Consider the following 730-nt stretch of genomic DNA (forward strand, 5'->3'; position numbering starts at 1 on the left):
CCGGGGGCCGCGGCGCGGGGGGGCGGGCCGCCCACCGGCCCCGCCCCGGGGGGCGGGGGGCCCGGGCCGTGCGTTCAGTGCCCGTAGCGGCGGTGGAAACGCTCCACCCGGCCCTCGGTGTCGGTGATCCGCGAGGTCCCCGTGTACAGCGGGTGGCTCGCCGACGAGATCTCGACATCGACCAGCGGGTAGGTGGTGCCGTCCTCCCACTCGATGGTCTTCGACGTGCGCGCGGTCGACCGCGTCAGGAACGCGGCGCCGGCGGCACGGTCGCGGAAGACGACGGGGCGGGATGCGGGGTGGATACGGTGCTTCATGCGGTGTCCTTCCTCCTGCGCGAGTGCCGTGCGGGGGCGGCGGGCCGTGCCCGCCGGGCGACGCCGGTACGCGTCAGCGCTCCTCGCGGAACGCGACGTGCCGGCCGGCCAGTGCGTCGTACTTGCGCAGGACCAGCCGCTCGGGGCTGTTCCGGGTGTTCTTGCGCGTCGTATAGGTGGTGCCGGTCCCGGCCGTCGACTTCAGCCGGACGACGGGGCGGACGGTGTTGCGTGCCACGTGCTGCTCCTTCCGGCGGCACTCGCGCGATGCTTGACTCGCGCATGCCAGCCAGGTGGTGTAACAGCAGCCCGGCCCCCCTCAATTTGCGCCCCCCCCCCCCCCCCCCAAACCAGTACACCCCCCCGGGCGGCGGGCGCCCCGCGCCGGCGCCCCCCCCGGCGAGGCGCGCGCC

At 76.0% G+C, this 730-nt stretch carries 2 protein-coding genes; both read right to left on the reverse strand.

Features of this window, described 5'->3' with window-relative positions:
- Positions 1 to 74: 74 nt before the first annotated feature.
- Entirely contained in the window at positions 75 to 317 is a 243-nt protein-coding gene (locus ACFXA3_RS40700; protein WP_385196214.1) for a type B 50S ribosomal protein L31, read from the reverse strand.
- Between the two features lie 73 nt (positions 318 to 390).
- Positions 391 to 555: a 50S ribosomal protein L33 gene (rpmG, locus tag ACFXA3_RS40705; RefSeq protein WP_385196216.1), complete on the reverse strand. Its 165-nt coding sequence runs from the start codon at positions 553 to 555 to the stop codon at positions 391 to 393.
- Between the last annotated feature and the right edge of the window lie 175 nt (positions 556 to 730).

It is taken from the genome of Streptomyces sp. NPDC059456 (assembly GCF_042750055.1).
GTDB lineage: Bacteria > Actinomycetota > Actinomycetes > Streptomycetales > Streptomycetaceae > Streptomyces.